Here is a 26,771-nt window from a genome sequence, read left to right as displayed (position 1 = left end):
CGCTCCAACGGCGCCAGCAGACCCCGCAGATACGCCAGCGCCGACTCCCGCGACTCACTCCGCGCGAACCGGTGCGCAAACCGCTCATGCAGCCCAGCCAACCCGTCCGACCAGGAACGAGCATCGACCTCGGATATGTCCCCACCCATGAACAGCCCAACGAGCGAGCCCAACGAACGTCACGGTAAGCACCGTTGCAGTACTAGGAGCCCGTACGGAACGACACCCGGGTGCGGTGCTCGCCGGTGCGGACGGTGAGTCCGTGCTCGGGGAGGCCGGCCGGGTCGCCGCCGTCGCCGAGCCAGCAGGCGACGGCGGAGCCGAGCAGCAGCGGGTCGATGCCGGGGTCGGGGTGGCCGAAGTCCGGCTCGGCGCGGGCCTCCAGCAGCGGGCCGGTGCGCAGCCGGAGCAGGTGGCGGGCCGGGCCGAGGGCGGCCACCGCGACGGTGAGGCCGGGCAGTTCGGCGGTGGTGTCGGCGAGCCAGTCGGCGGCGGGGCGTTCGGCGTGGGCCTCGGTCCGGGCGAGCACCTCGGCGGTGTAGCGCAGCGCGTCGCCCAGGTGCTCGTCGGTGAGGGCGTGGAAGCCGCGCGGGGTGTGGTCCTGCGGGTCGAAGGGGTAGCGCCGCAGGCTCACCTCGGTGCCCTCGGTCCTGCCCTCGACGTCGTACGCGGTGGGCCCCTCGGCGGCGCCGGGGCAGGGGACGGGCCGGGGGTAGGGCGGCAGGACCGGCTCGCCCGGGGGCTCGTCCAGGCCGTCCAGGAAGGAGTAGAGCAGCGGGCGCAGCACCCGGGCGGACTCGCCGCGGTGGGCGAGCGAGCGGTCGGTGATCCCGCGCAGGTCGGCCGGGTCCCGGGCGAGGGTCCGTTCCAGCTGGGCGGCGAGGTCCCCGTCCGGGTCGAGCAGCGGCGCGGCCTGGCCGAAGGCGTAGCTGGGGGAGCGCGGGTCGAGTTCGGCGGCGCCGGTGGCGACGACCATGGTGCGGTGCTCCAGGGCGGCGCCGTAGACGGTGACCGAGCCGTGGTCGCCGATCACGCAGTCGGCGGCGACGAGGGCGGCCTGCCAGCCCTGGTGGGGCGGGATCAGGCGCAGGCCCATCCGGCGGGCGTCGTCGAGCAGCGCCTCGGGGTCGTGGCGGCTCCACACGTTGGGGTGCAGGACGACGGCCACCGCGTACTCGTCGGCGGGCAGTTGGCGGACCAGCCGGCGGGGCAGGTCGGGGCGGCGGCCGAATAACGAGTGCTCGCTCCAGGTGGAGCTGACGACGACGAGCCGCCGACCGCCGACGGCGCCGAGCGCGGCGCGGTAGCCGTCCCGGGAGCGCCGGCTGGCGAGCATCCGGTCGAAGCACGGGTCGCCGACCACCCGGGCGACGTCCAGCGCCTCGGGGCAGGAGGCCCGGAGCCGGTCCAGCTGCTCGGGGTGGGAGAGGCCGAGGACGTCCACGAACACCCGTCCGCGGTGGGTGAGTTCGTTGCGGGACAGGCCGGCGGCGCTGACCGTGTCGCCGGTGGACTCGGTGACCAGGCGGTTGTAGCCGGCCCCGTGCGGGAGGACGACGAGCCGGGCGTCCAGGCGGTGCATGGAGGAGTGGACGGCGCAGGCCACGGCCAGGTCGAAGCGGCGGCGGACGGCCTCCTCCCAGTCCAGCACGGTGAACCCGGGCAGGCCGCGCAGGTACTCCTCCAGGGCGCGGTCGGCGAAGACCGAGCCGGGGTTGACGGTGAAGTACCGGTCGACGCCGTGCGGCCGGACCAGGGAGAGGACGTCCAGGACCCGGGTGGCCGAGGTGAGGGTGCGGGCGACCGCCAGCACGCGGGCCTTGACCGGGTCGGTGTTCCACCGGTCGGCGGGCCAGGCGTGGGGGCGGGACGGCACACCATGATCGTACTGGCCGGGGCCGTCTCCGGCGCGCCTTTCCGGGCGGAGGTCAGCGGCCCGGGCGGAGGCCGGCCGCCCGAGGAGGAGTCAGCCCGCCGCGGCGGTGGGCTCGTGGTGCTCGGCGGCGGCGCACTCGTCGAGGAGGGGGCGCATGGCCTCGTCCACGAGCCGGTAGCGCACCACGCGTCCGTCCCGGTCGCCGGTGACCACGCCGGCCGTCCGGAGCAGCCGCAGGGCCTGGGAAACGGCGGGGTCGCGCATGCCGGTGGCGACCGCGAGGTCGGTGACGGCGAGCGGGCCGGCCCGGTGCAGGGCGAGCAGCAGGGCGAGCCGCCCGGGGTCGGCGAGCAGGGAGAACCGCTCGGCCCAGGACCGGACGTGCGCGGGGTCGCCGATCGCGGCGATGGCCTCGCAGACCCGGTGCCCGTCGATGGTGCGGTGGCCCGCGCGGTCGGCCGGTACGAGATGCATGCGGACATTCTTGCAGGCGGCGGCCTGTGATCCTGGACACCTGCGCAGGTGCGCAGCCTTGCACGGGTCGGGGTGGGGCCCTACGGTGTTCCCCGCCGTGGTGCTCGGGAAGACCGGTGACGGACCCTCAGGGGTCCCAGCCCGGAGCGGCCCTCGCCACTGTGATCGGGTCGTTCCTCCGCCCACGGAGGAACGTCGTCCGGACCCATGGAGCCACTGGGCGCCTCGCGCGCCTGGGAAGGCGGGTACGGGCGTCCCGTCAGCCAGGAGACCGGCCACGGCATCTCACGAGGTTTTCCACGAGGTGCTGGAGCGTGATCCGCAGATGACCCTGCCCGAAACCGTTGCCGCCGGGGCGAAGGCGGCCCCCTCCGTGCTGCCCAGCTTCAAGTGGCGGCGCGAGGACACCATCCGTACGGCCGGGCTGATGGGGGTGATCCTGGCCATGCACCTGGTGGCCTTCGGGACGCTCGTCTTCCTGGTCGCGCCCGAGCGGTACGCGGTCGGTACCCAGGTCTTCGGGGTGGGCCTGGGGATCACCGCGTACACCCTCGGCATGCGGCACGCCTTCGACGCCGACCACATCGCGGTGATCGACAACACCACCCGCAAGCTGATGGCGGACGGCAAGCGGCCGGTCTCGGTGGGCTTCTGGTTCGCCCTCGGGCACTCCTCGATGGTGGTGCTCATGGCCGCCCTGGTGGCGGGCGGCGCGCAGCTGGCGAACACCCTGATGGACGACGAGTCGACCACCCACCAGTGGCTCGGCATGGTCGGGACGACCACCTCCGGCGTCTTCCTCTACCTGATCGGCGCGCTCAACCTGGCGGCGCTGCTCGGCATCCTCAAGGTCTTCCGGGCGATGCGGGCCGGGCAGTTCGACGAGCGGGAGCTGGAGGCGCACCTCGACTCGCGCGGGTTCATGGCCCGGGTGCTGAACCGGGCGACCCGGTCGATCACCCGGCCGGGGCAGATGTTCCCGGTGGGCATGGTGCTGGGCCTGGGCTTCGACACCGCGACCGAGGTCACCCTGATGGTGATGGCCGGTTCCGGCGCGGCCTCCGGGCTGCCCTGGTACGCGATCGTCTGCCTGCCGCTGCTGTTCGCGGCCGGGATGAGCCTGTTCGACACGCTGGACGGGACGTTCATGAACTTCGCGTACCAGTGGGCCTTCGCCAATCCGGTCCGGAAGGTGTACTACAACCTGACCATCACTGGGCTGTCGATCGCGGTGGCCTTCATCATCGGCACCATCGAGCTGGTCGGGGTGCTGCACGAGAAGCTCGACCTGACCGACCCGGTCACCGGGTTCGTCGCGGACATCTCGCTGGACAACGTCGGCTACGCCATCGCCGGGCTGTTCGTGGTGGTCTGGGCGATCGCGATCGGGTACTGGAAGCTGGCCCAGGTCGAGCAGCGCTGGACGCCGTCCCAGGAGTCCTAGGCGGCCGCGAGCAGCAGCGTGCCCGCGACGGCGAGCCCGGCGCCGACCACCTGGACCGGGCGCAGCCGCTCCTTCAGGACCCCGCGCGCCAGCAGCGCGGTGACCACCGGGTAGAGCGAGGCGAGCACGGCGGCCACCGCCGCCGAGCCGCCGTGCGAGGCCATCGCGTAGGTGGCGTTGCCGGCGGCATCGGCCAGGCCGATGCCGGTGAGCAGGGGCAGCCGGGCCCGCAGTTCCGGCAGCGGCCCGGCGCTGCTGGTGTCGGTGCCGCGCCGGCCGACCAGCAGCGCGGCGGCGCCGACGACGATGTTGACGAGCCGTTGGACGCACAGGACGAGCAGCAGCCCGCCGCCCGCCGAGGCGTGCGAGACCAGGGCCATGGTGGCGCCGAAGCCGAACGCCGCGGCCAGGGTGAGCAGCAGGGCCGTGCGGGCGGCGGACGGCCCGCCGCGTTCGGGCCCGCCGGCCAGCACCACACCGGCCACGGCCACCGCGATGCCGGCCAGCTGCCCGGGGCCGGGCCGCTCGCCGAGCGCGAGCCCGACGCCGACCGGCACCACGACGCCGACGGTGGCCAGGGGGGAGACCACGCCCATCGGGCCGAGCGCGAGCGCCCGGTAGAAGGCGAGCATCGCGAACGGGCCGATCACCCCGGCGGCGACGGCGTACCAGAGCGCGGGGGAGGCCTCGGTCCAGCCGCCGGTGGCCAGGACGGCGAGCAGCAGGACGGCGGCGGCCGCGGCCTGGGAGGCGACCACCACGGCGAGCGCGGGCAGCCGGCGGGTGAGGACGCCGCCGCCGAAGTCGGCGAGGCCGGTGAGCAGGCTGGCGGACAGGGCGAGCAGGACGGTCACCGCAGGCCCCCGGGGAGTGAGGACAGCACAATGGACTCCGCAGTACAGTCGGGTGGACTCGTTGTCGGAACCCGCAGCGTAGTGCAATGAACTGAACTCTGCCGAGCACTATTGTGATCGGTCTCGACCTGTGGACACCGGAGGACTGCCCGCGTGCCGGACCCCGACCTCGTCTCCCGGGCGCTCGCCCGCAACGTCAAGCGGCTGCGCACCGAGCGCGGCCACACCCTGGACGCCCTCGCCGCCCGCTCCGGGGTGAGCCGCGGCATGATCGTCCAGATCGAGCAGGGCCGCACCAACCCGAGCGTGGCCACCGTGGTCCGGATCGGCGACGCGCTCGGCGTCTCGATCGCCACGCTGCTCGACTACGAGGAGGGGCCCGACGTCCGGGTCGTCCCGGGCGACCAGGCCGTCCCGCTGTGGACCGGGCCGTCCGGCGGGACGGGCGTCCTGCTGCACGGGATCGAGGCGCCCGGGCCGCTGGAGCTGTGGGGCTGGCGGATGGAGCCGGGCGAGGAGTACTCCTCCGAGCCGCACCCGGCCGGGACGGTGGAGATCCTCCGGGTCGACGAGGGCGAGCTGACCCTGGTGCACGGGGAGCGCGAGCACGCGGTGCCGGCCGGCAGCACCGTCTCCTTCGACGCCTCGTACGCCCACGTCTACCGCAACGCGGGGGACGGGGTGCTGCGGCTGACCATGGTGGTGTCGGTCCCGCCGCCGCGCTGATCCTCCCCGTGCACGCCCGAACGGCGCCTCCCCGGAGCGGGGAGGCGCCGTTCGCGTTCCGTGGTCAGTGCCGGTCGCCGTAGCGGCGGCGGAACTGCTCGACCCGCCCGGCGGTGTCGAGCACCCGGGACTGGCCGGTGTAGAAGGGGTGGCTCGCCGAGGAGATCTCGACGTCGATCACCGGGTAGGTGCGGCCGTCCTCCCACTCGACGGTGCGGTCGCTGGTCAGCGTCGAGCGCGTGAGGAAGGCGAGGTCGCCGACCTTGTCGCGGAAGACGACCGGGCGGTAGGCGGGGTGGATTCCGGGCTTCATGGCGGGGCTCCTCGGGGTGTGCGGGCGGGGCGGGGGCGGGGTTCGGGTCAGCGCTCCTCGCGGAAGTCGACGTGCCGGCCGGCGACCGGGTCGTACTTGCGCAGGACCATCCGGTCCGGGTCGTTGCGGCGGTTCTTGCGGGTCACGTACGTGAAGCCGGTGCCGGCGGTGGAGCGGAGCTTGATCACCGGGCGCAGTTCGCTGCGGGCCATCGGGCGTCCTCCTGACGGGGTGGCGGGGGCGTCGGATCGAAACCGTACACCGAAATGGAAGTCATTTTCATCTGGTGTAACGTGAGCCCGGTCCTGCCCATTCCCGGACGCCAGGGAGCACCCATGTCCGCCCACTGCCAGCTCACCGGCCGACGGCCCGGCTTCGGCAACGCGATCTCGCACTCGCACCGCCGCACCCGCCGCCGCTTCGACCCGAACATCCAGCACAAGCGCTACTGGCTGCCCGGCGAGGGCCGGTACGTCCGGCTCGCGCTGAGCGCCAAGGGCATCCGCACCGTCGACGCGATCGGCATCGAGGCCGCCGTCGCCCGGATCCGGGCCCGGGGGGAGAAGGTCTGATGGCCAAGCAGAGCAAGATCGCCAAGAACGAGCAGCGGCGCGCGACCGTCGCCCGCTACGCCGAGCGCCGGGCCGAGCTCAAGCGGATCATCGCCCACCCCGGCACCGGAGCGGCCGAGCGCGCCGCCGCCCAGGCCGAACTCGCCCGCCAGCCGCGCGACGCCAGCGCCACCCGGGTCCGCAACCGGGACGCCGTGGACGGCCGGCCCCGCGGCTACCTGCGGGCCTTCGGGCTCTCCCGGGTCAGCCTGCGGGCGCACGCCCACGCCGGCCACCTCCCCGGCGTCCGCAAGGCGAGCTGGTGAGCGCCGTGGACGGGACCAGGCTGCCGGTGGTGGTCGTCGCCGGCCTGCACGCGGAGCAGCGCCGCGCCGCCGTCGAGGAGCTGGCGGCCGCCGCGGTGGACGCCGTGGTCCTGCACCACGACCTGCGGGACGCCGCGCTCGGCACCGTCCGCCGCGAACTGCGCGACGCGGGCGGGGCCTTCGACGTGGCCGACGTGCCGCTGGTGAACGACTGCCCGTGCTGCGCCCTGCGCGAGGACCTGCTGCCCCGGCTGCTGGAGATCGCCGACGGCGGCCGGTACGGACTGGCGATCGTCGAACTGTGGGGCGGCAGCGACCCGCACCCGGCGGTCGAGGTGATCGCCGGGGGCGAGGCGGACGGGCGGCCGCTCGCCGACGCCGTCGAACTGGCGGGCGTGGTCACCGCCGTCGACCCGGACCGGCTGATCGGCGAACTCTCCGTCCCCGACGACCTGGCGGAGCACGGCGAGCAGACCGCGGCGCGCGACGACCGGACCCGCGCCGAGGCGCTCGCCCACCAGATCGAGTACGCCGGCACGCTCGCCGTGCCGCGCGCCGCGGCGCACGCGCCGGGGCTCGAACTCCTGCGTCAGCTGCACGCCACCGCCCGGACCGTCCGGCTCGGCACCGGCGCGCTCACCCGGGCCGCGCTCGGCGGCTTCGACGTGGCCGCCGCCCGCGACCGGGTCAACCCGGCGATCGCGCTGCTGCCGCAGGAGCGGGACGGGGCGGGCGTCACCACCCTGCTGTGGGAGCGCCGCCGACCGCTCCACCCCGAGCGGCTGCACCGGGCGCTGGAACTGCTCGTCCCGGCGGCGCAGCGCAGCCGCGGCCGGTTCTGGCTGGCCAACCGGCCGGACCTGATGCTGGCCTGGGACGCCGCCGGGGCGAACCTCGCGGTCGAGGAGTGCGGGCCCTGGCTGACCTCCCTGCCCGACGCGGCCTGGGAGCTCTACCCGCCCGCGCGCCGGGCCGCCGCCGCCCTCGACTGGCACCCGCTGCACGGCGACCGGGTGCAGCAGCTCAGCTTCACCGCGGAGGGGCTTGACGTCGACGGCATCACCGAGCTGCTCGACTCCTGCCTGCTCACCGACGCCGAACTCGCCGGCGGCGAACCCGGCTGGAAGGCCCTGCCGGACGCCTTCCGGGACCTGCTCGACCCCGTCCACTGAGGGCCCCGTCCACTGAAGGCCCGCTCGACCGAAGTTCCCGTCCACCGAAGGAGTGCCCTGCCGTGCGCAGACGACCCGCCCCGCCGAAGCCCCGCCCCAACCCTCTGCTGGCGGCGGGCATCGAGTACATCGACTACAAGGACACCGACCTGCTGCGCCGCTTCGTCTCCGACCGCGGCAAGATCCGCAGCCGGAGGGTCACCCGCCTCACCGTGCAGCAGCAGCGGGCGATGGCCCGGGCGATCAAGAACGCCCGCGAGACGGCCCTGCTCCCGTACACCTCCGACGCCACCCGATAAGGAGCCCGCCGTGGCCGTACCCAAGCGCAAGACCTCCCGCAGCAACACCCGGCACCGCCGCGCCCAGTGGCGGGCGACGCCGCCGAAGCTGGTCCCGATCACGCTGAACGGGCGGGAGATGCTGGTTCCGCAGAAGCTCGTCCCGGCGTACCGGCGGGGTCTGCTGGAGCCGGAGGAGCGGTAGGGGGTGGTGGGGGGAGTGGCCCGCGCCCGGTGGCGGGGTCTGCTGGACCCGAAGGAGCGGTAGGGGAGAGCCGCCGAGGGGCCCGCGCCCCTCGGCGGTCCGGCGTGTGCGGGGGCGGGGCGCACGGCGCGCGCTCGGGGGTGACGGCGCGGTCGCGCGGGGGGCGCGCAAGGGGCACCGGGGGTTCTGTCGGGGGTGCTCGGCGGGCGGTTCGGGCCGGGGGTTCGTAGGCTCGACGCATGGCGGATGCGTACGCGGGGCGGCGGGAGCGGGTGAGGGAGCACTGCAGCGCGGCCGGGGCCGATGCGGCGCTGATCACCCGTGCGGCGAACGTGCGGTACCTGACGGGCTGCGCGCCCTGCGGGGCGAGCCTGCTGCTGACCAGGGAGCGGGCCCTGCTCGCGCTGCCGGACGACCTCCCGCCGGACGACTCGGGGGAGCACCTGATCGCTCCGGACGTCACCAGACTGCCGGTGGTGGCCGGGTCGGACACCGCGCTGGCGGCCGCGGTCGTGGCCGCGCGCTCCGGCGTGTCGGACCTGGCGGTGGAGGAGCACGACCTGACCGTCACCCGGCACCGGGCGGTGGGGGCGCTGACCGAGGGGGCCCGGCTGGTGGACCTCGGCCAGACGGTCGAGCGGCTGCGGGTGGTCAAGGACGAGCACGAGATCGCCGACCTGCGGATCGCCGCCGAGATCGCCGACCAGGCGCTGGGCGAACTGCTGGAGTCGATCCTGGTCGGCCGCACCGAGCGGCACCTGGCGATGGAGCTGGAGCGCCGGATGATCGACCACGGCGCCGACCGGGCGGCCTTCCCGGTCTCGGTCGGCACCGGCAGCCACTCGGGCCAGGCCGCCCACCAGCCGACCGACCGCCGGGTGGAGGAGGGCGACTTCCTGACCGTGGTGATGGGCGCCCAGTACCGCGGCTACGGCGTCTCCACCGCCCGCACCTTCGTGATCGGCGCGGCCCCCGCGCCCTGGCAGGTGGAGCTGCACCGGCTGGTCTTCCGGGCCCAGCGGGCCGGGCGGGAGGCGCTCGGACCAGGGGTGGAGCAGTGCGTACCCGACCGGGCCGCCCGGCAGGTCCTGGAGGCGGCCGGGCACACCGAGGCCTCCCCGCACCCGGTGGGCCACGGCATCGGGCTGGAGATCCGGGAGGCCCCGCGCCTCGGTCCGGCGGACATGGGTAAACTGGACAGCCGCGTGCCGGTCACCGTCGGCCCAGGGGTCCACCTCCCGGGCAGGGGCGGCGTCCGGATCGAGGACACGCTCGTCGTGCGCCCCCTCGAGGAGGGCGGGCCCGAGCTGCTCACCATCACCACCAAGGAGCTCCTCGCCCTGTGACCGCGGCCCCCGGGGCCGCGGGCGGCAGGACGCAACCCCTTGGTTCCTTGACAGCTATACAGGAGTAAGTGCGCCCGTGGCTTCCACGAACGATCTCAAGAACGGCATGGTCCTCAAGCTCGAGGGCGGCAAGCTCTGGTCCGTCGTCGAGTTCCAGCACGTCAAGCCCGGCAAGGGCCCGGCCTTCGTGCGTACCAAGCTGAAGGAGGTCCTGACCGGCAAGGTCGTCGACAAGACCTTCAACGCGGGCACCAAGGTCGAGACCGCCAACGTCGACAAGCGCGGCATGCAGTTCTCGTACAAGGACGGCGAGAACTTCGTGTTCATGGACATGGACACCTACGACCAGATCACCGTCGAGCCGGCCACCGTCGGCGACGCCGCCAAGTACCTGCTGGAGGGCTTCGAGGCCCTGGTCGCCACCAACGAGGGCTCGGTCCTGTACATCGAGCTCCCGGCCGCGGTCGAGCTGACCATCGCCGAGACCGAGCCGGGCGTCCAGGGCGACCGCTCCACCGGTGGCACCAAGCCGGCCACCCTGGAGACCGGTGCCGAGATCCAGGTCCCGCTCTTCGTCACCACCGGTGAGAAGGTCAAGGTCGACACCCGCGACGGCAGCTACCTCGGCCGGGTGAAGTAAGTCCGTGTCGGCCGCACGCAGCAAGGCCCGTACCCGGGCCTTCCAGATCCTCTTCGAGGCCGACCACCGCGGGGTCGACCCGCAGCAGGTCCTCGCCGACTGGGTGGCCCGCGCCCGCGAGCCCAAGCCCGACGAGGGCACGCCGCAGGTCGGTGAGTACACCATGGAGCTCATCGAGGGGTACGTCCAGCACGCCCGCCGCATCGACGACCTGATCGAGCAGTACGCCGTGGGCTGGACGCTCGACCGGATGCCGATCGTGGACCGCAACGTCCTGCGGCTCGGTGCGTACGAGCTGATCTGGGAGGACGGCGTCCCGGACGCCGTCGTCCTGGACGAGGCCGTCGAGATCGCCAAGGAGTTCTCCACGGACGACTCCCCGGCCTTCGTCAACGGCATGCTCGCCCGCTTCCTGGAGCTGAAGCCGGGCATCCGCCGGTAGCAGGTCGATCCCGTGGACGGCCGTCGGACCCGAACAGGTGTCCGGCGGCCGTTCCGTGTTTCACCCGGGCGGCGTAGGGTGAGGGCCTACTCGTCAGTAACTTGACGTCCGGAAGCACGCGTGAAGGGCAGGCCCCCACATGACCACGGCGATCCGCAGCGAGTTCGACCAGGGCATCGCCCTGACCAGGCACCCCGAGGAGGCCGGCCGCTACGAGGCCGAGCTCGGCGCCGGCTGGCAGATCGGCGGCGGGGTGAACGGCGGACTGCTGCTCGCCGTGGCCGGACACGCGCTGTCGCTGGAGCACGGCACCCACCCGGACCCGGTGTCGATCAGCGGTTACTACCTGTCCGCCTCCACCCCCGGCCCGGCCACCGTCCGCACCGAGGTGCTGCGCACCGGCCGGGGCCTGTCCACCGGCACCGCCTCGCTCAGCCAGGACGGCGTCGAGCGGCTGCGCGTGGTGGCCAGCCACGGCGACCTCGCCGCCGCCGAGGGCGAGGTGCGCACCAGTGCGCAGCCGCCGCAGCTGCCGCCGCCGGACCAGTGCGTCGGCGTCGAGCACGCGCCCAAGGAGCTGATCGCCCAGGCCGCCCTGCTGGAGCGGTTCGACCTGCGGCTGGACCCGGCCACCATCGGCTGGGCGCTCGGGCAGCCCTCCGGCGCCGGGCGGATCCAGGGCTGGTTCCGGCTCGCCGACGGCCGCGAGCCCGACCCGCTGCTGCTCCTGCTGGTCGCCGACGCGCTGCCGCCGGTCACCTTCGACCTCGGCCTGCCGGGCTGGGCCCCCACCGTCGAGCTGACCGTCCACCTGCGGGCCAGGCCCGTGCCCGGCTGGCTGCGGGTCACCCACGCGACCCGCAACCTGGCCGGCGGCTACTTCGAGGAGGACGCGGAGATCTGGGACGAGTCCGGCCGCCTGGTCGCCCAGTCCCGTCAGCTGGCCCGGGCGCCCCGGCCGGCCTGACCCGAAACACCCGCATTACCGGTGGTTACATTCCTGTGACACGCCGTACGTGTGCGGCGCGCGCGGATGGGGAGGAAGACGGTCAACGGCGAGTACGTCGCCGACCGTCCGCCTTCCGAAGCCAGGAGCCACCGATGAGTCATTTGGGGCGCGCCCGCCGTAACTCCGACTGCACCGCCGGCGGCTCGCGGCCCGTGGTGCGGGCCTCGCACCGGCCGCGGCGGGCGGAGGGCGCCGAGCAGGCGTTCGTCATCGGGGTGCTCACCAACGCCGCGGATTTCGCCCGGGCCCGGGCCTGGGGGATCTCCGACGCCCCCGACCACGAGCGCTACCTGGCCGACACCGGGGACCTGCTGGCCGAGGCGCTGGAGCGGTTCGACAGCGTCCGGGCCCGGATGTTCCACCCGCAGGACTTCGAGGAGTTCTGCGTGCTGCACGGGCTGGACCCGGCCGAGCCGGCCGCCCGCGACCGCTACCTGGTCAACCCGGCCCTGCAGACCCAGCTGCTGGCCTATCAGGGCGAGGAGCTGGCCGGGGACTTCGTGCCGCGCCTGGTGCGAGCCCGGGAGAACGGGCTGACGCTCTGCCACGCCGACCTGCTGCTCGACGGGGGCCTGTACGGGGGCGCGGGCGCGCCCGACGAGGAGCGCGCCGCCTGGGTGCGCGCCGCCTACCAGCGCGGGGGAGAGGTGTTCCGGCGGATGCTGGTCGGCGCGGGCGCCGGGGTGTACGAGCTGCGGCTGCGGGTGGACGCGCCCGGCGGGCCGCTGACCGCCGCGGCGCGGGTGCTCCAGTGGGAGGACGGCGTGGTCCGGATCAACGACGAGGACCTGGAGCTGGTCTGCGCGGTGCTCTGCACCGGGCTGGCCCTGGAGCTGCCGGGCGTCGCGGTGCTGCACGGCTCGCAGGGCACGGCGGCGTCCTGCGGGGAGTACCTGCAGGCCTCCTGGGCCTGGTCGAGCGGCGGGCAGGAGTGGGCGCCGGCCGACCGGCCGGTGCGGCTGGACGGCGTGTCGGCGCAGCCCGGCTACAGCCTGGGCACGGTCTGCTGACGCCTCCGCGGTCAGCTGACCAAACACCGCGGCGCGGCCCCCGGACAGAGGGGCCGCGCCGTGACGTTTCTGCTTGCCAGCACTGCTGGGACGAGTGCTGGATCGTGCCTGGATCCGCTGGCGGGAGCCGGTGCGGTGAGCCTCAGCTCGCATCCTCCTCGCGCACCGCACGGCGCGCGTCGGGGTTCAGCACGCCCCAGGAGATCAGCTGCTCGGTGAGGATCGACGGCGACTGGTCGTAGATGACGGCCAGGGTGCGCAGGTCGTCCTGGCGGATCGACAGCACCTTTCCGTTGTAGTCACCGCGCTGGCTCTGGATGGTCGCCGCGTAGCGCTGCAGCGGACCGGCCTTCTCGGAAGGGACCTGGGTCAGTCTCTCCAGGTCGAGGACGAGGCGCGGCGGCGGCTCGGCCGCCCCGCCCGGCGTGCCGCCGGGCAGCAGCTCCTGCACCGGGACGCCGTAGAACTCCGCCAGCTCGGCCAGCCGCTGCACGGTGACCGCACGGTCACCACGCTCGTACGAGCCGACGACGACTGCCTTCCAGCGCCCCTGGGACTTCTCCTCGACACCGTGCAGGGAGAGACCCTGCTGAGTGCGGATCGCTCGGAGCTTGCCTCCGAGTTGCTTCGCGTAGTCGCTGGACATTGATCTCCCCGGACGAGATTGCTTCGCGTTCAGTGGTGGGTCACGGGCGATTGCCGACGCCGTTACCGGTGGGTCCGACGTCCGTCTCGTAACTCACTGTGAGGTTACGTAGAGTAAGGTAGTTGCGTCAAGCTGAATGGGGCAGTCGTGCGAATGGCCCGCATCGTCGGCGCGTCCGGAGTGTTAACCCGCGGAAGCGGAATGGTGGACGTCTGTTTGCCGACCGGGGCGCTGGTAGGATGACCCGAAGCCCGCGCCACGTCGGCGGGGGCTGTCCCAGACATCCTTTAAGACCCGTCCCGTGAGGCGGGGAAGGAGGTCCGCTTCGGCATGACCACACACCATGAACCGACGCCCCGGCCGCCGCACCAGGTGCTGGACGGCACGGACATCGCCCGGGTCGTCACCCGGATAGCGCACGAGATCGTCGAGCGCGCCAAGGGCGCGGAGGACGTCGTGCTGCTCGGCATCCACACCAGGGGCGTCCACCTCGCCCGCCGCCTGCACGGCCGGCTGGCCCAGATCACCGGGCGCGAGATCCCGCTGGGCACCCTGGACATCACCATGTACCGGGACGACCTGCGGCTGAAGCCCGCCCGCGCCCTGGAGCACACCGAGATCCCGCCCGGCGGCATCGACGGCAAGCTCGTCGTCCTGGTCGACGACGTGCTCTTCTCCGGCCGCACGATCCGCGCCGCGCTCGACGCGCTGAACGACATCGGCCGTCCGCGCGCCGTCCAGCTCGCCGTCCTGGTCGACCGCGGCCACCGCGAGCTGCCGATCCGCGCCGACTACGTGGGCAAGAACCTCCCCACCTCGCTGCGCGAGGCCGTGCAGGTGCGCCTGTCCGACAGCGACGGCGTGGACGCCGTCCTGGTCGGCGACCGCGACTACACCGCGCGCTCCTCGCAGGCCCTGGCCTCCCAGCCGTCCGAACCGCACCTCCCGGAGTAGCCCGCGTGAAGCGCCACCTCGTCTCCGCCGCCGATCTCAGCCGCGACGACGCGCTGCTGATCCTGGACACCGCCGAGGAGCTGGCCCAGCTCTCCGGCCGGGCCGTCAAGAAGCTGCCCACGCTGCGCGGCCGCACCGTCGTCAACCTCTTCTTCGAGGACTCCACCCGGACGAAGACCTCCTTCGAGGTCGCCGAGAAGCGCCTCTCGGCCGACGTCATCAACTTCTCCGCCAAGGGCTCCTCGGTCTCCAAGGGCGAGAGCCTCAAGGACACCGCGCTGACCCTGCAGGCCATGGGCGCCGACGCGGTGGTCATCCGCCACCACGCCTCCGGCGCGCCGGCCCGGCTGGCCCAGTCCGACTGGCTGCACGGCAGTGTGATCAACGCCGGCGACGGCACCCACGAGCACCCCACCCAGGCGCTGCTCGACGCCTTCACCATGCGCCGCCACCTCAACCCGGGGCTGGCGGCCAATGCCCTTCGGCAAGGGCTAGACGGGCGCCGGGTGACCATCGTCGGCGACGTCCTGCACAGCCGGGTCGCCCGCTCCAACGTGCACCTGCTGAACACCCTCGGCGCGCAGGTCACCTTCGTCGCCCCGCCCACGCTGCTGCCGATCGGGGTCGAGAACTGGCCCTGCGAGATCAGCTACGACCTGGACGCCGTGCTGCCCAAGACCGACGCGCTGATGATGCTGCGGGTGCAGCGCGAGCGGATGAACGCCGCGTTCTTCCCGACCGAGCGCGAGTACAGCCGCCGCTACGGCATGAACGGCCGCCGGATGGCCCAGCTGCCGGACCACGCGATCGTGATGCACCCCGGCCCGATGGTCCGCGGCATGGAGATCACCGCCGAGGTCGCCGACTCGCCGCGCTGCACCGCGGTCGAGCAGGTCGCCAACGGCGTCTCCGTCCGGATGGCCGTCCTCTACCTGCTCCTCGGCGGCGCCGTGTTCGCCGACGCCCCCGCCGACGCCCCCCGTACCGACTCCGTGGAGACCGCCCAGTGACGAGCTACCTGATCCGCAACGCCAAGATCCTGGGCGGCGCCCCGCAGGACCTCCACCTCGCCGACGGCGTGATCAAGGAGATCGGCACCGGCCTGACGGTCGAGGCGGACATCGAGATCGACGCCACCGGGCTGATCGCCCTGCCCGGCCTGGTCGACCTGCACACCCACCTGCGCGAGCCCGGCCGCGAGGACGCCGAGACCGTGCTCACCGGCACCCAGGCCGCCGCGATGGGCGGCTTCACCGCCGTCCACGCGATGGCCAACACCACCCCGGTGGCCGACACCGCCGGCGTGGTCGAGCAGGTCTGGCGGCTCGGCCAGGAGGCCGGCTACTGCGACGTGCAGCCGGTCGGCGCCGTCACCGTCGGCCTGGAGGGCAAGAAGCTCGCCGAGCTCGGCGCGATGCACGAGTCCGCCGCGGGCGTCCGGGTCTTCTCCGACGACGGCAAGTGCGTGGACGACGCGGTGCTGATGCGCCGCGCCCTGGAGTACGTCAAGGCCTTCGACGGCGTCGTCGCCCAGCACGCCCAGGAGCCGCGGCTGACCGAGGGCGCCCAGATGAACGAGGGCCAGGTCTCCGGCGAGCTCGGGCTCGGCGGCTGGCCGGCCGTCGCCGAGGAGTCGATCATCGCCCGCGACGTGCTGCTCGCCGCGCACGTCGGCTCCCGGCTGCACGTCTGCCACCTCTCCACGGCCGGCTCGGTCGAGATCGTCCGCTGGGCCAAGTCCAAGGGCTGGGACGTCACCGCCGAGGTGACCCCGCACCACCTGCTGCTCACCGACGAGATGGTCCGCAGCTACGACCCGGTCTACAAGGTCAACCCGCCGCTGCGCACCGCCGAGGACGTCCAGGCGCTGCGCAAGGCGCTGGCCGACGGCACCATCGACGCCGTCGCCACCGACCACGCGCCGCACCCGGACGAGGACAAGGACTGCGAGTGGGCCGTGGCCGCGATGGGCATGGTCGGCCTGGAGACCGCGCTGTCGGTCGTGCAGCAGACCATGGTCGACACCGGCCTGCTGAACTGGGAGGGCGTCGCCGACCGGATGTCGCACCGCCCGGCCCGGATCGGCCGTCTCACCGGCCACGGCCGGCCGATCTCGGTGGGTGAACCGGCCAATCTGGTGCTGTTCGATCCCGCGTACCGTGGTGCCGTGAACCCGGACAATTTCGCCACCCGCAGCCGCAACACCCCGTACAAGGGCCTGGACCTGCCCGGACGGGTGCACGCGACCTTCCTGCGGGGCCGCGCCACCGTGCTGGCCGGCGAGCTCGCCGAGCAGGGCGGCACGGAATGACGGCCCACGCCGCGCTCGCCCAGGAGCAGGCGAAGGTCACCGACTGGCCCGGCTACATCGGCTGGTCGATCGGCCTGCTGATCGTGATCGGCCTGGTCTACTGGCTGATGCGCCAGGGCTGGAACTGGCGCCGCACCCTGCAGTCCGGCATCCCGCCGCTGCCCGCGGTGCCGGCCCGGGCCGGCCGCACCCTGCTGGAGACCAGCGGCCGGTACCACGGCACGACCACCGCCGGGAACTGGCTCGACCGGGTCGTCGCGCACGGCCTGGGCACCCGCAGCCGCGCCGACCTCACCCTCGGCGAGGACGGCCTGCTGGTGCGGCGCCCCGGGGCCGAGGACTTCTGGATCCCGGCCGAGCACCTGACCGGCGCCCGCACCGACTCCGGGATCGCCGGCAAGGTCGTCCCCTCCGGGCTGCTCGTCGTCACCTGGACGCACGAGGGAACCGAACTGGACTTCGGCTTCCGGGCCGACCACCCCGATGAGCACGCCGCCTGGGTCGAGGCGGTCGCTCAGCTCGCAACACGTACGAAGACGAAGACGGAAGAGGCCGCGCAATGACCGCACCTGCCCCCACCACGCAGCGCCAACGGCGGGAACGAGTGCCTGCCGTGCTCGTCCTGGAGGACGGCCGGACCTTCCGCGGACAGGCCTACGGCGCCCTCGGCGAGACCTTCGGCGAGGCGGTCTTCAACACCGGCATGTCCGGCTACCAGGAGACCCTCACCGACCCGTCGTACCACCGCCAGGTGGTCGTGATGACCGCCCCGCAGATCGGCAACACCGGCTGGAACGACGAGGACGACGAGTCCAAGCAGATCTGGGTCGCCGGCTACGTGGTGCGCGACCCCGCCCGGGTCGCCTCCAACTGGCGCTCCCGCCGCTCGCTCGACGAGGAGCTGGCGAAGCAGGGCGTCGTCGGCATCAGCGGCATCGACACCCGCGCGCTGACCCGCCACCTGCGCGAGCGCGGCGCGATGCGCTGCGGCATCTTCTCCGGCGAGGCGCTGGCCGACCAGGCCGCCCTGCTCGCCCGGGTGCAGCAGTCGCCCGAGATGAAGGGCGCCGACCTGTGCGCCGAGGTCGCCACCACCGAGCCGTACGTGGTGCCCGCGATCGGTGAGAAGAGGTTCACCGTCGCCGCGCTGGACCTCGGCATCAAGGCGATGACCCCGCAGCGGATGGCCGAGCGCGGCATCGAGGTGCACGTGCTGCCGGCGAACTCCACCCTGGAGGACGTCTACGCCGTCGACCCGGACGGCGTCTTCTTCTCCAACGGCCCGGGCGACCCGGCCACCGCCGACCACCAGGTCGCCCTCGCGCAGGGCGTGCTGGAGCGCAGGACCCCGTTCTTCGGGATCTGCTTCGGCAACCAGATCCTCGGCCGCGCCCTGGGCTTCGGCACCTACAAGCTCAAGTACGGCCACCGCGGCATCAACCAGCCGGTGCAGGACCGCACCACCGGCAAGGTCGAGGTGACCGCCCACAACCACGGCTTCGCCGTGAACGCCCCGCTGGACAAGGTGAGCGACACCCCCTACGGGCGGGTCGAGGTCTCCCACGTCTGCCTGAACGACGACGTGGTCGAGGGCCTGCAGGCACTCGACGTCCCCGCCTTCAGCGTCCAGTACCACCCCGAAGCTGCTGCCGGCCCGCACGACGCCGCCTACCTCTTCGACCGTTTCGTGAAGCTCATGGAGGGCCAGCGTGCCTAAGCGCACTGACATCAAGTCCGTCCTGGTGATCGGCTCCGGCCCGATCGTGATCGGCCAGGCCGCCGAGTTCGACTACTCGGGTACGCAGGCCTGCCGCGTCCTCAAGGCCGAGGGCCTGCGGGTCGTGCTGGTCAACTCCAACCCGGCCACGATCATGACCGACCCGGAGATCGCCGACGCCACCTACGTCGAGCCGATCACCCCGGAGTTCGTCGAGAAGATCATCGCCAAGGAGCGCCCCGACGCGCTGCTGCCGACCCTCGGCGGCCAGACCGCGCTCAACACCGCGATCTCGCTGCACGCGGCCGGCACGCTGGAGAAGTACGGCGTCGAGCTGATCGGCGCCGACGTCGAGGCGATCAACAAGGGCGAGGACCGCGACCTGTTCAAGGGCGTCGTCGAGGCCGTCAACGCCAAGATCGGCCACGGCGAGTCCGCCCGCTCGGTCATCTGCCACACCATGGACGAGGTGCTGGCCGGGGTCGACACGCTCGGCGGCTACCCGGTCGTCGTACGCCCCTCCTTCACCATGGGCGGCGCCGGCTCCGGCTTCGCCCACAACGAGGAGGACCTGCGCCGCATCGCCGGCCAGGGCCTGACCCTCTCGCCGACCACCGAGGTGCTCCTGGAGGAGTCCATCCTCGGCTGGAAGGAGTACGAGCTGGAGCTGATGCGCGACAAGCACGACAACGTCGTGGTCGTCTGCTCCATCGAGAACTTCGACCCGATGGGCGTGCACACCGGTGACTCGATCACCGTCGCCCCGGCGATGACCCTCACCGACCGCGAGTACCAGATCCTGCGCGACATCGGCATCGCCGTCATCCGCGAGGTCGGCGTCGACACCGGCGGCTGCAACATCCAGTTCGCCGTCAACCCCGACGACGGCCGGGTCATCGTCATCGAGATGAACCCGCGCGTCTCCCGCTCCTCGGCGCTCGCCTCCAAGGCCACCGGCTTCCCGATCGCCAAGATCGCCGCCAAGCTGGCCGTCGGCTACACCCTGGACGAGATCCCCAACGACATCACCGAGGAGACCCCGGCCTCCTTCGAGCCGACCCTCGACTACGTCGTGGTCAAGGTCCCGCGGTTCGCGTTCGAGAAGTTCCCGAGCGCCGACGCCACGCTGACCACCACCATGAAGTCCGTCGGCGAGGCCATGGCGCTGGGCCGCAACTTCCCCGAGGCGCTGCAGAAGGCGCTGCGCTCGCTGGAGAAGAAGGGCTCCCAGTTCTCCTGGACCGGACCGGTCGGTGACAAGGCGGAGCTGCTGGCCAAGGCGGTCGTGCCGACCGACGGCCGGATCAACACCGTGATGGAGGCCATCCGGGCCGGCGCCACCCCGGAGGAGGTGTTCGAGGCCACCAAGATCGACCCGTGGTTCGTCGACCAGCTCTTCCTGCTCGACGAGATCGCCGCCGAGCTGGCCGAGGCCGCCGAGCTCACCCCCGAGCTGCTGCGCCACGCCAAGCGGCACGGCTTCTCCGACCAGCAGATCGGCGAGATCCGCGGCCTGAAGCCGGACGTGGTCCGCGAGGTGCGCCACGCCCTCGGCATCCGCCCGGTGTTCAAGACCGTCGACACCTGCGCCGCCGAGTTCGCCGCCAAGACCCCGTACTTCTACTCGTCCTACGACGAGGAGAACGAGGTCGCCCCGCGCACCAAGCCCGCCGTGATCATCCTGGGCTCCGGCCCGAACCGCATCGGCCAGGGCATCGAGTTCGACTACTCCTGCGTGCACGCCTCCTTCGCGCTCGCCGACGCCGGGTACGAGACCGTCATGGTCAACTGCAACCCGGAGACCGTCTCCACCGACTACGACACCTCCGACCGGCTCTACTTCGAGCCGCTCACCCTGGAGGACGTGCTGGAGATCGTCCACGCCGAGCAGCAGGCCGGCCCGCTCGCCGGTGTGATCGTCCAGCTCGGCGGCCAGACCCCGCTGGGCCTGGCCCAGGCGCTCAAGGACAACGGCGTGCCGATCGTCGGCACCCAGCCCGAGGCGATCGACCTCGCCGAGGAGCGCGGCGCCTTCGGCCGGGTGCTGCGCGACGCGGGCCTGCCCGCGCCCAAGCACGGCACCGCCTTCTCCTTCGCGGAGGCCAAGGCGATCGCCGACGAGATCGGCTACCCGGTGCTCGCCCGCCCGTCCTACGTGCTCGGCGGCCGCGGCATGGAGATCGTCTACGACGAGGCCTCGCTCGCCTCCTACCTGGAGCGGCACGCCGGTCTGATCTCCGAGCACCCGGTGCTCATCGACCGCTTCCTGGACGACGCGGTCGAGATCGACGTCGACGCGCTCTACGACGGCACCGAGCTCTACCTCGGCGGCGTCATGGAGCACATCGAGGAGGCCGGCATCCACTCCGGCGACTCCGCCTGCGCGCTGCCCCCGATCACCCTCGGCGGCTTCGACATCAAGCGCCTGCGCACCTCCACCGAGGCCATCGCGCGCGGTGTCGGCGTCCGCGGTCTGATCAACATCCAGTTCGCGCTGGCCGGGGACATCCTCTACGTCCTGGAGGCCAACCCGCGCGCCTCCCGGACCGTCCCGTTCACCTCCAAGGCGACCGCCGTGCCGCTGGCCAAGGCCGCCGCCCGGATCTCGCTCGGCGCCACCATCGCCGAGCTGCGCGCCGAGGGCCTGCTCCCGGCCGAGGGCGACGGCGGCACGCTGCCCGCCGACGCGCCGATCGCGGTCAAGGAGGCCGTGATGCCGTGGAGCCGCTTCCGCGACATCCACGGCCGCGGCGTGGACACCGTGCTCGGCCCGGAGATGCGCTCGACCGGTGAGGTCATGGGCATCGACAAGGTCTTCGGCACGGCCTACGCCAAGGCCCAGACCGGTGCCTACGGCGCGCTGCCGACCAAGGGCAAGGTCTTCGTCTCGGTCGCCAACCGGGACAAGCGCAACCTGGTCTTCCCAGCCCGCGCGCTGGTCGGCCTCGGCTTCGAGCTGCTCGCCACCGCCGGCACCGCCGAGGTACTCCAGCGCGGCGGCATCCCGTCCACGCTGGTGCGCAAGCACAGCGAGGGCGAGGGCCCGAACGGCGAGCGGACCATCGTCCAGCTGATCCACGACGGCGAGGTCGACCTGATCATCAACACGCCGTACGGCACCGGCGGCCGCCTCGACGGCTACGAGATCCGCACCGCGGCCGTGGCCCGCGCGGTGCCCTGCCTGACCACCGTCCAGGCGATGGGCGCGGCCGTCCAGGGCATCGACCGGCTGCTGCGCGACGAGGTCGGGGTGATGTCGCTCCAGGAGCACGCCGAGCTGATCAACGCCGGCCGCAAGTAGCACCACCGCAGTGGGGGGCACCGGAACCTGATGGGTGCCCCCCACTTCCATGCCCGCCCACCCGTCGCCCGCCGCCACCCTTCGTCCGACGGGCCGCGCCCCCGCTCTCTCCGCTCCGGGAGTTGAACCACCCTTGTACAAGCTTCTGTTCGACCTGGTCTTCAAGAAGATGGACCCGGAGAAGGCCCACCACCTGGCCTTCTTCTGGATCCGGCTGGCCTCCTCGGTGCCCGGCCTGCGCACCCTGGTGCGGCTGGTGCTCGCCCCGCGCGACCGCGCCCTGCGCACCAAGGCCCTCGGCCTCGACCTGCCCGGCCCGTTCGGGCTCGCGGCCGGCTTCGACAAGAACGGCGTCGGCATCGACGGCCTGTCGATGCTCGGCTTCGACTACGTCGAGATCGGCACCATCACCGGCGAGCCCCAGCCCGGCAACCCGGCGCCCCGGCTGTTCCGCCTGGTCGAGGACCGCGCGCTGATCAACCGGATGGGCTTCAACAACCAGGGCTCGGCCCGGGTCGCCGCCCGGCTGGCCGCCCGCCCGCACACCAGCTCCACCCCGGTGATCGGCGTCAACATCGGCAAGACCAAGGTGGTCGAGGAGGCCGACGCCGTCGCCGACTACGTCAAGTCCACCGAGCGGCTGGCCCGGTACGCCGACTACCTGGTGGTCAACGTCAGCTCGCCGAACACCCCCGGGCTGCGCAACCTGCAGGCCGTGGACCACCTGCGGCCGCTGCTCGCCGCCGTCCGCGAGGCCGCCGACCGCACCACCGCGCACCACGTGCCGCTGCTGGTCAAGATCGCCCCCGACCTGGCCGACGAGGACGTCGACGCCGTCGCCGACCTCGCCCTGGAGCTGGGCCTGGACGGCATCATCGCCACCAACACCACGATCGGCCGCGAGGGTCTGCGCACCGACGCCGGGCGGGTCGAGGAGATCGGCATGGGCGGCCTGTCCGGCGCCCCGCTCAAGGCCCGCGCCCTGGAGGTGCTCCAGCGGCTGCGCGCCCGTACCGAGGGCCGGCTGACCCTGGTCTCGGTCGGCGGCATCGAGACCGCCGAGGACGCCTGGCAGCGGATCGTCCACGGCGCCGACCTGGTCCAGGGCTACAGCGCCTTCATCTACGAGGGCCCGTTCTGGTGCCGGAAGATCCACCGGGGCCTGTCCGCCAAGGTCCGCGCGGGCGGCTTCCGCAGCCTGGCAGAGGCCGTCGGCAGCGCCGTGCGCAGCTCCTGAACCCCCTCCCACCCCTCCGGAAAGAGACGACATGACCCTCGCCCCGTTCGGTGCCCGGCTGCGCCAGGCCCTCGACACCCGCGGCCAGCTCTGCGTCGGCATCGACCCGCACGCCTCCCTGCTCGCCGCCTGGGGGCTCGGCGACGACCTCGCCGGGCTGGAGACCTTCAGCCGCACCGTGGTCGAGGCGCTGGCCGACCGGGTGGCCGTGCTCAAGCCGCAGGCCGCCTTCTTCGAGCGCTTCGGCAGCCGGGGCGTCGCGGTGCTGGAGCGGACCGTCGAGGAGGCCCGGGCGGCCGGCGCGCTGGTCCTGATGGACGCCAAGCGCGGCGACATCGGCTCCACCATGGCCGCGTACGCCGAGGCCTTCCTGTCGCCGTCCAGCCCGCTGTTCTCGGACGCGGTGACGGTCAGCCCGTACCTGGGCTTCGGCTCGCTGCGCCCGGCCCTGGACCTGGCCCGGGAGCAGGGCTGCGGCGTGTTCGCGCTGGCGCTCACCTCCAACCCGGAGGGCGCCGAGGTGCAGCGCGCGGTGGGCGCGGACGGCGAGCCGGTCGCGGCCTCGGTGCTGCGGCAGCTGGCGGCCGAGAACGAGGGCGCGGCGCCGCTCGGCTCCTTCGGCGCGGTGGTCGGCGCGACGCTGGCAGACGCGGGCGTGGAGCTGGCCATCAACGGCCCGCTGCTGGCCCCCGGGATCGGCGCCCAGGGCGCGACCATGGCGGACCTGCCGCGGGTGTTCGGCGCCTCGGTGATCAACGTGGTGCCGAGCGTCAGCCGGGACGTGCTCAAGCACGGCCCCTCGGTGCCGGCGCTGCGGGCGGCGGCGGAGCGCTTCGTCGGGGAGTTCGCGGAGGCCGTCAAGTAGCGGAACCGGTGGTTCAGGTAGCGGCTCGGTGACCCTGCGGAGTGTCCGCAGGACCGCGCGGTGGCGGCGTGGTGGCCGTGGGGCGGACGTGAGCGCCGTCACATCGGCCCCGCCAAAGCCTCGCAATCGCGGTCATTTTGCCCTGGAAAGTCCTGGTCGGCCTTGGCTGACCAGGACTTTTCGTGTTCTTTTCCTGACGTGGCGCCGCAATCCGGGTAGTGTCCGGCGATAGGTCATCGGCGAGCCGCGATTTCCGTGGCTCCCGCAGGTCAGGGCCTTGTGGTTCCCCCTTGCGGACGATGTCCTCGGTACCGAACCAGTCCTAGCTCCATCCATCCATCCACACCCTGAGGTGAACGGCGTGGCTCTTCCGCCCCTTACCCCTGAACAGCGCACCGCCGCGCTCGCCAAGGCCGCCGAGGCTCGCCGGGAGCGCGCCGAGGTCAAGAACCGGCTCAAGCACTCCGGCGCCTCCCTGCACGAGGTGATCAAGGCCGGCAAGGCCGACAACGACGTCATCGGCAAGATGAAGGTCTCGGCACTGCTGGAGTCGCTTCCGGGCGTCGGCAAGGTCCGCGCCAAGCAGATCATGGAGCGCCTCGGCATCAGTGAGAGCCGGCGCGTCCGCGGCCTCGGCACGAACCAGATCGCTTCCCTGGAGCGGGAGTTCGGCGGTGGCGCCGCCTGACCGTGCCCCCGTGGTCCCAGGATCCCCCGCGATCCGGGATAATCGGTGCATGAGTGAGCGTCCGCGGCTGACCGTGCTCTCCGGCCCTTCGGGGGTCGGCAAGAGCACGGTCGTCGCTCATATGAGGAAGATGTACCCCGAGGTCTGGCTCTCGGTGTCGGCGACGACCCGCCACCCGAGGCCCGGCGAGAAGAACGGGGTCCAGTACCACTTCGTCGACAACGACGAGTTCGACAAGCTGGTCGCCAACGGCGAGCTGCTGGAGTGGGCCGAGTTCGCCGGGAATCGCTACGGCACCCCGCGCGCGGCGGTGCTGGAGAAGCTGGAGCGCGGCGAGCCGGTGCTGCTGGAGATCGACCTCCAGGGCGCCCGGCAGGTGCGCGAGTCGATGCCCGAGGCGCAGCTGGTCTTCCTGGCCCCGCCGAGCTGGGAGGAGCTGGTCCGCCGGCTCACCGGCCGGGGCACCGAGTCGCCGGACGTGATCGAGCGGCGCCTGGAGGCGGCCAAGGTCGAGCTCGCGGCCGAGCCCGAGTTCGACACGACCCTTGTCAACACCTCCGTCGAGCAGGTAGCGGCCGAACTGCTAGCCTTGCTCGGTGTAGCCTGACCTGTCTGTCTTTTCCACCCTTTCGGAAGGTTTTAGCGTGTCCTCTTCCATGACCGCGCCCGAGGGCATCATCAACCCGCCGATCGACGAGCTGCTCGAGGCCACCGACTCCAAGTACAGCCTCGTGATCTACGCCGCCAAGCGCGCGCGCCAGATCAACGCGTACTACTCCCAGCTCGGCGAGGGCCTGCTGGAGTACGTCGGCCCGCTGGTCGACACCCACGTGCACGAGAAGCCGCTGTCGATCGCGCTGCGCGAGATCAACGCGGGCATGCTGACCGCCGAGGCGGTCGAGGCTGCCTGAGGCGGTCGCTGAATTTCCGGAAGGGCCCGGCGGAATCGTTTCCGCCGGGCCCTTCGGCGTGTGCCCCCGGGCGTTTCCGGGTGGGGTGGGGCACCGTGCGGGTGGCGGCTGAGGGGCCGTAGGGTGGGCGGGTTCCCGATGTGGAGAAAGGTCGGTACCGGTAGATGAGCGCGAACGCGAACGCGGACGCCCCCCGCGTCGTCCTCGGCGTCAGCGGCGGGATCGCCGCCTACAAGGCGTGCGAGCTGCTGCGCCGCTTCACCGAGTCCGGCCACCAGGTCACCGTGGTGCCCACCGCGGCCGCGCTGCACTTCGTCGGCGAGGCGACCTGGGCGGCGCTGTCCGGGCGCCCGGCCGCCACCGAGACCTGGGAGCGCGTGCACGAGGTGCCGCACGTGCGGATCGGGCAGCAGGCCGACCTGGTCGTGGTCGCCCCGGCCACCGCCGACCTGATCGCCAAGGCCGCCCACGGCCTCGCCGACGACCTGCTGACCAACACCCTGCTCACCGCCCGCTGCCCGGTCGTGGTGGCGCCCGCGATGCACACCGAGATGTGGGAGCACCCGGCCACCCGGGAGAACGTGGCCACGCTGCGCCGCCGGGGCGTCATCGTGCTGGAGCCGGCCGTCGGACGGTTGACCGGCAAGGACACCGGCAAGGGCCGGCTGCCCGAGCCGTCGGCGGTCTTCGACGCCTGCCGGGCCGTGCTGCGCCGCGGCGGGGCGGTGCCGACCGACCTCGCGGGCCGCCACGTGGTGGTCTCGGCCGGCGGCACCCGCGAGCCGCTGGACCCGGTGCGCTACCTGGGCAACCGCTCCTCCGGCAAGCAGGGCTACGCGCTCGCCGCGACGGCCGCGGCGCGCGGGGCCCGCGTGACGTTGCTCTCGGCCAATGCCGAGCTGCCGGACCCGGCCGGGGTGGACGTGGTGCACGTCTCGACCGCGCTGGAGCTGCGCGATGCGGCGCTGGAGGCGGTCCGGGACGCGGACGCCGTGGTGATGGCCGCGGCGGTGGCGGACTTCCGGCCCGCCGAGTACGCGACCGGCAAGATCAAGAAGGTCGAGGGGGTCGAGCAGCCGCCCGTCGTCCTGGTCCGCAATCCCGACATCCTGGCCGAGCTGTCGGCCCACCGCGCCCGTTCGGGTCAACTCGTGGTGGGTTTCGCGGCGGAGACCGACGACGTGCTCGCCAACGGTCGCGCCAAGCTCGCCCGCAAGGGCTGTGACCTGCTCGTCGTGAACGAGGTGGGCAACGGCAAGGCCTTCGGCACGGACGTCAACGAGGCCGTGGTGCTGGGCTCGGACGGCAGTGAGACGGCCGTTCCGGTGGGTCCGAAGGAGGCGCTCGCGGACGTGGTCTGGGACCTGGTCGCAAAGCGGCTGGAAACGGGCGGCAACTGATCGGAACCGATCGCGCGGCGGTCGAGAATTCCTGAAGCGGGTGACGTTCGGCGGAACCAGACCGTTAGACTCCAG

At 72.8% G+C, this 26,771-nt stretch carries 30 protein-coding genes, 1 pseudogene and 1 riboswitch; of the genes and pseudogenes, 24 read left to right on the top strand and 7 right to left on the bottom strand.

Annotation, left to right across the window (positions count from 1 at the left end; translation table 11 throughout):
- The 3 genes and pseudogenes from ABZW03_RS05465 to ABZW03_RS05455 form a co-directional block, all read right to left on the bottom strand.
- A pseudogene (locus ABZW03_RS05465) lies at positions 1–149 on the bottom strand (IS701 family transposase); the annotation flags it as partial.
- A 53-nt stretch (positions 150–202) separates the two neighbouring features.
- Positions 203–1,876, bottom strand: a complete 1,674-nt coding sequence (locus ABZW03_RS05460) for a hypothetical protein (RefSeq protein ID WP_355252600.1) — start codon at positions 1,874–1,876, stop codon at positions 203–205.
- A 90-nt stretch (positions 1,877–1,966) separates the two neighbouring features.
- Entirely contained in the window at positions 1,967–2,350 is a 384-nt protein-coding gene (locus ABZW03_RS05455) for a metalloregulator ArsR/SmtB family transcription factor (protein WP_355252597.1), read from the bottom strand.
- 81 nt (positions 2,351–2,431) lie between these two features.
- A riboswitch (cobalamin riboswitch) is annotated at positions 2,432–2,645 on the top strand.
- A gap of 30 nt (positions 2,646–2,675) precedes the next feature.
- On the opposite strand from ABZW03_RS05455, the gene ABZW03_RS05450 reads away from it, so the two are divergent.
- Positions 2,676–3,794 (top strand): HoxN/HupN/NixA family nickel/cobalt transporter, encoded by a 1,119-nt coding sequence (locus tag ABZW03_RS05450; RefSeq protein ID WP_355252594.1) that lies wholly within the window; start codon positions 2,676–2,678, stop codon positions 3,792–3,794.
- On the opposite strand, the gene ABZW03_RS05445 is transcribed toward ABZW03_RS05450, so the two are convergent.
- Positions 3,791–4,648 (bottom strand): EamA family transporter, encoded by an 858-nt coding sequence (locus tag ABZW03_RS05445; protein ID WP_355252591.1) that lies wholly within the window; start codon positions 4,646–4,648, stop codon positions 3,791–3,793. The genes ABZW03_RS05450 and ABZW03_RS05445 overlap by 4 nt on opposite strands.
- Before the next feature lie 153 nt (positions 4,649–4,801).
- Here ABZW03_RS05445 and ABZW03_RS05440 point away from each other — a divergent pair, with 153 nt between their 5' ends.
- Entirely contained in the window at positions 4,802–5,374 is a 573-nt protein-coding gene (locus ABZW03_RS05440) for an XRE family transcriptional regulator (RefSeq protein WP_355252588.1), read from the top strand.
- A 64-nt stretch (positions 5,375–5,438) separates the two neighbouring features.
- Here the strand turns inward: ABZW03_RS05440 and ABZW03_RS05435 are convergent, their stop codons facing one another.
- Together ABZW03_RS05435 and rpmG are read right to left on the bottom strand one after the other, a co-directional pair.
- On the bottom strand, positions 5,439–5,687 hold the full coding sequence (locus tag ABZW03_RS05435; RefSeq protein ID WP_355252585.1) for a type B 50S ribosomal protein L31: 249 nt from the start codon (positions 5,685–5,687) through the stop codon (positions 5,439–5,441).
- A gap of 47 nt (positions 5,688–5,734) precedes the next feature.
- The gene (gene rpmG, locus ABZW03_RS05430) at positions 5,735–5,899 is read right to left on the bottom strand and encodes a 50S ribosomal protein L33 (RefSeq protein ID WP_097238718.1); all 165 of its coding nucleotides are present in this window, start codon (positions 5,897–5,899) and stop codon (positions 5,735–5,737) included.
- Between the two features lie 123 nt (positions 5,900–6,022).
- Between rpmG and rpmB the strand changes: the two genes are divergently transcribed.
- The 10 genes from rpmB (at position 6,023) to ABZW03_RS05380 (ending at position 12,666) form a co-directional block, all read left to right on the top strand.
- Positions 6,023–6,259 carry a 50S ribosomal protein L28 gene (rpmB, locus tag ABZW03_RS05425; RefSeq protein WP_355252581.1) on the top strand — a complete coding sequence of 79 codons (237 nt, stop codon included), beginning with the start codon at positions 6,023–6,025 and terminating at the stop codon, positions 6,257–6,259.
- On the top strand, positions 6,259–6,564 hold the full coding sequence (gene rpsN / locus ABZW03_RS05420; RefSeq protein WP_355252578.1) for a 30S ribosomal protein S14: 306 nt from the start codon (positions 6,259–6,261) through the stop codon (positions 6,562–6,564). The genes rpmB and rpsN overlap by 1 nt, the downstream gene beginning before the upstream one ends.
- Positions 6,561–7,736: a GTP-binding protein gene (locus tag ABZW03_RS05415; protein WP_355252575.1), complete on the top strand. Its 1,176-nt coding sequence runs from the start codon at positions 6,561–6,563 to the stop codon at positions 7,734–7,736. Before rpsN ends, ABZW03_RS05415 begins: the two co-directional genes overlap by 4 nt.
- A 62-nt stretch (positions 7,737–7,798) precedes the next feature.
- Positions 7,799–8,035 carry a 30S ribosomal protein S18 gene (gene rpsR / locus ABZW03_RS05410; RefSeq protein WP_355252572.1) on the top strand — a complete coding sequence of 79 codons (237 nt, stop codon included), beginning with the start codon at positions 7,799–7,801 and terminating at the stop codon, positions 8,033–8,035.
- Between the two features lie 10 nt (positions 8,036–8,045).
- Complete coding sequence (rpmF, locus tag ABZW03_RS05405; RefSeq protein WP_355252569.1) at positions 8,046–8,219, top strand: 50S ribosomal protein L32; 174 nt, start codon at positions 8,046–8,048, stop codon at positions 8,217–8,219.
- Positions 8,220–8,458: 239 nt separating this feature from the next.
- Positions 8,459–9,565 (top strand): aminopeptidase P family protein, encoded by a 1,107-nt coding sequence (locus ABZW03_RS05400; protein ID WP_355252567.1) that lies wholly within the window; start codon positions 8,459–8,461, stop codon positions 9,563–9,565.
- A 76-nt stretch (positions 9,566–9,641) separates the two neighbouring features.
- Entirely contained in the window at positions 9,642–10,205 is a 564-nt protein-coding gene (gene efp, locus ABZW03_RS05395; protein WP_355252564.1) for an elongation factor P, read from the top strand.
- 4 nt (positions 10,206–10,209) lie between these two features.
- On the top strand, positions 10,210–10,647 hold the full coding sequence (nusB, locus tag ABZW03_RS05390; RefSeq protein WP_316520206.1) for a transcription antitermination factor NusB: 438 nt from the start codon (positions 10,210–10,212) through the stop codon (positions 10,645–10,647).
- Positions 10,648–10,786: 139 nt separating this feature from the next.
- Complete coding sequence (locus tag ABZW03_RS05385; RefSeq protein WP_355252561.1) at positions 10,787–11,614, top strand: thioesterase family protein; 828 nt, start codon at positions 10,787–10,789, stop codon at positions 11,612–11,614.
- A gap of 134 nt (positions 11,615–11,748) precedes the next feature.
- On the top strand, positions 11,749–12,666 hold the full coding sequence (locus ABZW03_RS05380; protein ID WP_355252559.1) for a hypothetical protein: 918 nt from the start codon (positions 11,749–11,751) through the stop codon (positions 12,664–12,666).
- 142 nt (positions 12,667–12,808) lie between these two features.
- Here the strand turns inward: ABZW03_RS05380 and ABZW03_RS05375 are convergent, their stop codons facing one another.
- The gene (locus tag ABZW03_RS05375; RefSeq protein WP_030056198.1) at positions 12,809–13,312 is read right to left on the bottom strand and encodes a transcriptional regulator; all 504 of its coding nucleotides are present in this window, start codon (positions 13,310–13,312) and stop codon (positions 12,809–12,811) included.
- A 330-nt stretch (positions 13,313–13,642) separates the two neighbouring features.
- Between ABZW03_RS05375 and pyrR the strand changes: the two genes are divergently transcribed.
- The 12 genes from pyrR to coaBC all read left to right on the top strand — a co-directional run bounded on the left by pyrR (position 13,643) and on the right by coaBC (position 26,696).
- On the top strand, positions 13,643–14,266 hold the full coding sequence (gene pyrR / locus ABZW03_RS05370) for a bifunctional pyr operon transcriptional regulator/uracil phosphoribosyltransferase PyrR (RefSeq protein WP_355252556.1): 624 nt from the start codon (positions 13,643–13,645) through the stop codon (positions 14,264–14,266).
- A 5-nt stretch (positions 14,267–14,271) separates the two neighbouring features.
- Positions 14,272–15,276 carry an aspartate carbamoyltransferase catalytic subunit gene (locus tag ABZW03_RS05365; protein WP_355252553.1) on the top strand — a complete coding sequence of 335 codons (1,005 nt, stop codon included), beginning with the start codon at positions 14,272–14,274 and terminating at the stop codon, positions 15,274–15,276.
- Entirely contained in the window at positions 15,273–16,577 is a 1,305-nt protein-coding gene (locus tag ABZW03_RS05360) for a dihydroorotase (protein WP_355252550.1), read from the top strand. Before ABZW03_RS05365 ends, ABZW03_RS05360 begins: the two co-directional genes overlap by 4 nt.
- Positions 16,574–17,140: a hypothetical protein gene (locus ABZW03_RS05355; protein ID WP_355252547.1), complete on the top strand. Its 567-nt coding sequence runs from the start codon at positions 16,574–16,576 to the stop codon at positions 17,138–17,140. Before ABZW03_RS05360 ends, ABZW03_RS05355 begins: the two co-directional genes overlap by 4 nt.
- Entirely contained in the window at positions 17,137–18,294 is a 1,158-nt protein-coding gene (gene carA / locus ABZW03_RS05350) for a glutamine-hydrolyzing carbamoyl-phosphate synthase small subunit (protein WP_355252543.1), read from the top strand. Before ABZW03_RS05355 ends, carA begins: the two co-directional genes overlap by 4 nt.
- Positions 18,287–21,595 carry a carbamoyl-phosphate synthase large subunit gene (carB, locus tag ABZW03_RS05345; RefSeq protein ID WP_355252541.1) on the top strand — a complete coding sequence of 1,103 codons (3,309 nt, stop codon included), beginning with the start codon at positions 18,287–18,289 and terminating at the stop codon, positions 21,593–21,595. The genes carA and carB overlap by 8 nt, the downstream gene beginning before the upstream one ends.
- A gap of 133 nt (positions 21,596–21,728) precedes the next feature.
- A complete protein-coding gene (locus ABZW03_RS05340) occupies positions 21,729–22,832 on the top strand; it encodes a quinone-dependent dihydroorotate dehydrogenase (protein WP_355252538.1) in 1,104 nt (367 codons plus the stop codon).
- Between the two features lie 31 nt (positions 22,833–22,863).
- A complete protein-coding gene (pyrF, locus tag ABZW03_RS05335) occupies positions 22,864–23,697 on the top strand; it encodes an orotidine-5'-phosphate decarboxylase (protein ID WP_355252535.1) in 834 nt (277 codons plus the stop codon).
- A 361-nt stretch (positions 23,698–24,058) separates the two neighbouring features.
- Positions 24,059–24,385, top strand: a complete 327-nt coding sequence (gene mihF / locus ABZW03_RS05330) for an integration host factor, actinobacterial type (RefSeq protein WP_030056187.1) — start codon at positions 24,059–24,061, stop codon at positions 24,383–24,385.
- 49 nt (positions 24,386–24,434) lie between these two features.
- Positions 24,435–24,992: a guanylate kinase gene (gene gmk / locus ABZW03_RS05325; protein ID WP_355252530.1), complete on the top strand. Its 558-nt coding sequence runs from the start codon at positions 24,435–24,437 to the stop codon at positions 24,990–24,992.
- 37 nt (positions 24,993–25,029) lie between these two features.
- Positions 25,030–25,296, top strand: a complete 267-nt coding sequence (gene rpoZ / locus ABZW03_RS05320) for a DNA-directed RNA polymerase subunit omega (RefSeq protein ID WP_030056185.1) — start codon at positions 25,030–25,032, stop codon at positions 25,294–25,296.
- A gap of 164 nt (positions 25,297–25,460) precedes the next feature.
- Positions 25,461–26,696: a bifunctional phosphopantothenoylcysteine decarboxylase/phosphopantothenate--cysteine ligase CoaBC gene (gene coaBC, locus ABZW03_RS05315; RefSeq protein ID WP_355252527.1), complete on the top strand. Its 1,236-nt coding sequence runs from the start codon at positions 25,461–25,463 to the stop codon at positions 26,694–26,696.
- Positions 26,697–26,771 lie beyond the last annotated feature (75 nt).

It is taken from the genome of Kitasatospora sp. NPDC004799, assembly GCF_040609095.1.
Lineage (GTDB): Bacteria > Actinomycetota > Actinomycetes > Streptomycetales > Streptomycetaceae > Kitasatospora.
Note: the sequence above shows the minus strand (reverse complement) of the source record. Positions and strands in the feature narration are given on the sequence as shown.

Bases quoted from the DNA above. Each gene is read 5' to 3' on its own strand.
- ABZW03_RS05455 (WP_355252597.1), bottom strand. From the start codon at position 2,350: ATGCATCTCGTACCGGCCGACCGCGCGGGCCACCGCACCATCGACGGG.
- ABZW03_RS05450 (WP_355252594.1), top strand. From the start codon at position 2,676: ATGACCCTGCCCGAAACCGTTGCCGCCGGGGCGAAGGCGGCCCCCTCC.
- ABZW03_RS05435 (WP_355252585.1), bottom strand. From the start codon at position 5,687: ATGAAGCCCGGAATCCACCCCGCCTACCGCCCGGTCGTCTTCCGCGAC.
- rpmG (WP_097238718.1), bottom strand. From the start codon at position 5,899: ATGGCCCGCAGCGAACTGCGCCCGGTGATCAAGCTCCGCTCCACCGCC.
- rpmB (WP_355252581.1), top strand. From the start codon at position 6,023: ATGTCCGCCCACTGCCAGCTCACCGGCCGACGGCCCGGCTTCGGCAAC.
- rpsN (WP_355252578.1), top strand. From the start codon at position 6,259: ATGGCCAAGCAGAGCAAGATCGCCAAGAACGAGCAGCGGCGCGCGACC.
- ABZW03_RS05400 (WP_355252567.1), top strand. From the start codon at position 8,459: ATGGCGGATGCGTACGCGGGGCGGCGGGAGCGGGTGAGGGAGCACTGC.
- ABZW03_RS05385 (WP_355252561.1), top strand. From the start codon at position 10,787: ATGACCACGGCGATCCGCAGCGAGTTCGACCAGGGCATCGCCCTGACC.
- ABZW03_RS05380 (WP_355252559.1), top strand. From the start codon at position 11,749: ATGAGTCATTTGGGGCGCGCCCGCCGTAACTCCGACTGCACCGCCGGC.
- ABZW03_RS05375 (WP_030056198.1), bottom strand. From the start codon at position 13,312: ATGTCCAGCGACTACGCGAAGCAACTCGGAGGCAAGCTCCGAGCGATC.
- pyrR (WP_355252556.1), top strand. From the start codon at position 13,643: ATGACCACACACCATGAACCGACGCCCCGGCCGCCGCACCAGGTGCTG.
- ABZW03_RS05355 (WP_355252547.1), top strand. From the start codon at position 16,574: ATGACGGCCCACGCCGCGCTCGCCCAGGAGCAGGCGAAGGTCACCGAC.
- carA (WP_355252543.1), top strand. From the start codon at position 17,137: ATGACCGCACCTGCCCCCACCACGCAGCGCCAACGGCGGGAACGAGTG.
- pyrF (WP_355252535.1), top strand. From the start codon at position 22,864: ATGACCCTCGCCCCGTTCGGTGCCCGGCTGCGCCAGGCCCTCGACACC.
- gmk (WP_355252530.1), top strand. From the start codon at position 24,435: ATGAGTGAGCGTCCGCGGCTGACCGTGCTCTCCGGCCCTTCGGGGGTC.
- coaBC (WP_355252527.1), top strand. From the start codon at position 25,461: ATGAGCGCGAACGCGAACGCGGACGCCCCCCGCGTCGTCCTCGGCGTC.